3 protein-coding genes are annotated in these 3,012 nt (G+C 41.1%); all 3 read right to left on the bottom strand.

Annotated features, from left to right (window positions below; genetic code table 11):
* Window positions 1–254: 254 nt before the first annotated feature.
* Window positions 255–1,472 carry an STY4528 family pathogenicity island replication protein gene (locus E4T80_RS12510; protein ID WP_135058708.1) on the bottom strand — a complete coding sequence of 406 codons (1,218 nt, stop codon included), beginning with the start codon at window positions 1,470–1,472 and terminating at the stop codon, window positions 255–257.
* Between the two features lie 159 nt (window positions 1,473–1,631).
* Window positions 1,632–2,108: a DUF2857 domain-containing protein gene (locus E4T80_RS12505; protein ID WP_135058707.1), complete on the bottom strand. Its 477-nt coding sequence runs from the start codon at window positions 2,106–2,108 to the stop codon at window positions 1,632–1,634.
* A 10-nt stretch (window positions 2,109–2,118) separates the two neighbouring features.
* Complete coding sequence (locus tag E4T80_RS12500) at window positions 2,119–2,772, bottom strand: hypothetical protein (protein ID WP_135058706.1); 654 nt, start codon at window positions 2,770–2,772, stop codon at window positions 2,119–2,121.
* Between the last annotated feature and the right edge of the window lie 240 nt (window positions 2,773–3,012).

Genomic DNA, 3,012 nt, shown 5'->3' with positions numbered 1-3,012 from the left:
GTTTCCATGCAAAGCATACCAGGTTATTCCCTGTTTAAATAACAAGGAGTTTATCAAAAGATGCAGTGGATCACTTTTCGATGATCTTACTGCATCAGCCTGGCGCATTTTTGCATGATCATTAACACAGTGATTAAATTTTGTACTTTGAGAAGTCCCTTTTCAGTGGTTAAATTTTATTCTTTGTGTAGCCCCTACACACTGGTTAAATTTTATACTTTGTAGGCTCCCCCTACACTGATTAAATTTTGTACTTAGTTTAAAAAACTCTCTCTAAAACTACGTATCATCTCCGCTCTGGCTTGCCGTTGTTGCATTGTTGGCGCAGTGTAAATGTTTTGATTCTGTACTGGCACAGGTGTTTGAGCCGGTGATTTTCCGCTTGTTGAAGTTGATTGGTTCAAATGCTGTTCAAGCAAATACGGATTAAATTCACCTAAGTGTGCTTTTCTGACAAGGCTCAATAAATAGCCTTGTGGTTTCTTAATATTACCTTTCGCTAGCCGTTGTTCTGCTTCGAATAAGATGGCTTGACATAACCCAAGATCAAGCCCCTCCATCGCTTTGGCAATGGTTCGCTTTTCAAATGGGCTGAGTTTTAATCTCCAGTCAATTTCAGCCGGTGTACCTGTACAGTATTTATTTATAAATACCGTACTGTACTTGTACTGATTCACAGAGTTCCCTAATGGAACTGAGCCTAAAATCAATGAGTTAGCTAATTTTTCTCTACTGAGTTCCTTATTGGAACTTGGGGAAACGTTGCTAAATTCCCTAATGGAACTCGGTAAATTATCGTCTTTTTGACTGAGTTCCCCATCATTTAAGCCGAGTTCCTTATTGGAACTGAGTAAATTTTGTTGAATAGTATCTAAGTTTAGTGAGTTAAAATCAGCGTCTTTTTGATTTTCAATTCGAGAACAATAATCTTGATATCGGGCTTTCATCCAATCAATATGTGAAACATAATGCCACTGGGTTTTATCTGCTAAGATATTGTCAACGATATGAATGGCAACACCCCGCACTATCGCATCCTTATGCTTGGTTGCCGAGTGCAATAAATGGAGATAATCTTCATTCAGTTGGATAGCGTCTAAGATAGGGATCGGCTCATCGTGAAGTAAATAGACATTCCCTTTTATTTGCCCAAGATCGTTGCGTAGCGTTTCGCAGAGTGTCAACCAACGGGTCAGACGTAAAAGTAATAGGGTTTGGCTCACGGTTTTACGCGACAGGCTTGCATTAATATAGGGCTTATCCGACAAGAGTTTGCCTAATACCTCATAAGAGGGAAATAGTCCCCCTTGAAACTCTCTCGCTTTATGCTTTATCAATTGCCAAGCAAATTTTGCTCGAGGCGTGAGATACGGATCATAAAGCAATCGAGTCGGAACGGTTTCGTGCTGGTTACCAAAAAAGAGCAGCCCCTGCTCAGTATTGGTCGTCGTTATTTGCTCAAAAATATTCATATTAATTCTCCAAAGCCTTTGTTTAATTATTTACATTGTTTTGGCTTGGTATTTCGCTATAATGCTTTCGGTCTCTTAACAAAGCCAAGAGGAAAGTTTTGTAATACAATCCTCAAGCCCCCGAGGTGCCTGATACTCACCTCGGGGGAATTTCTTTTGTTATTTTTTATTGCGATACCAAGGCTCAACGGCACGCCAAATCGCCGTTAAGTTAATTTGAGTTTCCTCCGCAAACAGCATTAATAGTTCTAACCCTTCCATTGATTCTAAACTTTGAATACTGCCTTTATGTTTGCACCATAATTCCCATAGCTCAGTCTTTTGTTCATCGGTTGCCGTGGCTTTTCGTCCCGGCTCTTCGCGGATGCCTAGTAATAACGCTCTATCAATGATCATTCGCTCTTGCGAATTGACCTGCGCCACTTTGACCATTTTCCAAAATGCACTGTGATCAATACTAATTGCCGCTATCGGCACTTTCGATTGGGCAATATCATAAATCTCGTCAATGCTTAGCCGTTGAATTTCACTGAGCTCCGCCGTTGAGAAACCAAGGTGATGACAGGTATTCACATTCCCTTCCCGGATATTGTTGACGATATGATCCAAGATGACTTTATTTAAATTATCAAGCATAGTGCCTCCCTTATACGGCTGCCCGTAAGTGACGAACAAGACGGATTAATCGGAAAATCTTAACCAAGGTAGTATCATCAATTTTAGGCTCTCGTTCCGCAGAACCTAATAACAACGCCGTATCTAGAAAACAAGCATCGGAGTAAGTCAAATCGTGGGTTTGCAACATACTGAGTAATTCATAAATAGAGCGTCGAGTCTCATCTTCTAACTCTTTATCCGGTATTTTCATTTGAAAGCTATAATCGACCGGCTCTTTAACAATATGTTCGACTAACTCCTCTAAACCAAGCTGTTCGGCAATATCAAGAGCAAGTGAATAGGCCTCTGCTTTATGCTGACGGCTTGGGTAAATTTGCCAAATATCGGCGACAGGCTGTCGCCCAACGCAAGCAAATTCCAACCCATTCGCTACCGCTTGTTGCTCACGCTGGGCTTGAATACTCATACCAGGCGTAATGCCGTAATTTTGAGCAAACTGTTGGGCGAGGTTATTGACTGGTTCAACATCAGAAACCGCTGGAGTTGGTTCAGTATTAAGAGGAGGAGAAACTGATTCAGTCTGTAAAGTGCGGTCATTTTTTGCCGGATTTTCTAGTTTTTCCGAGATTTGGGAGTGTTCATCACCACTAGGCGTAATAGATTCTTCAGCCTGCGACGACATCACCCTCGTTGATGATGTACTGCTAGAGGTGTCTTTCTTTTCGAGCGGTATTTTATCTAGTTGCTGTTGCTGAAACTTTTCCACATCCTGTTGGCTATGTTCGGTTTGCTCATCTGTTAATGATCATGCAAAAATGCGCCAGGCTGATGCAGTAAGATCATCGAAAAGTGATCCACTGCATCTTTTGATAAACTCCTTGTTATTTAAACAGGGAATAACCTGGTATGCTTTGCATGGAAA

The organism is Muribacter muris (genome assembly GCF_004569585.1).
Classification (GTDB): Bacteria; Pseudomonadota; Gammaproteobacteria; order Enterobacterales; family Pasteurellaceae; genus Muribacter; species Muribacter muris.
The sequence above is the reverse complement of the archived record's forward strand: the minus strand, read 5'-3'. Positions and strand labels throughout refer to the sequence as shown.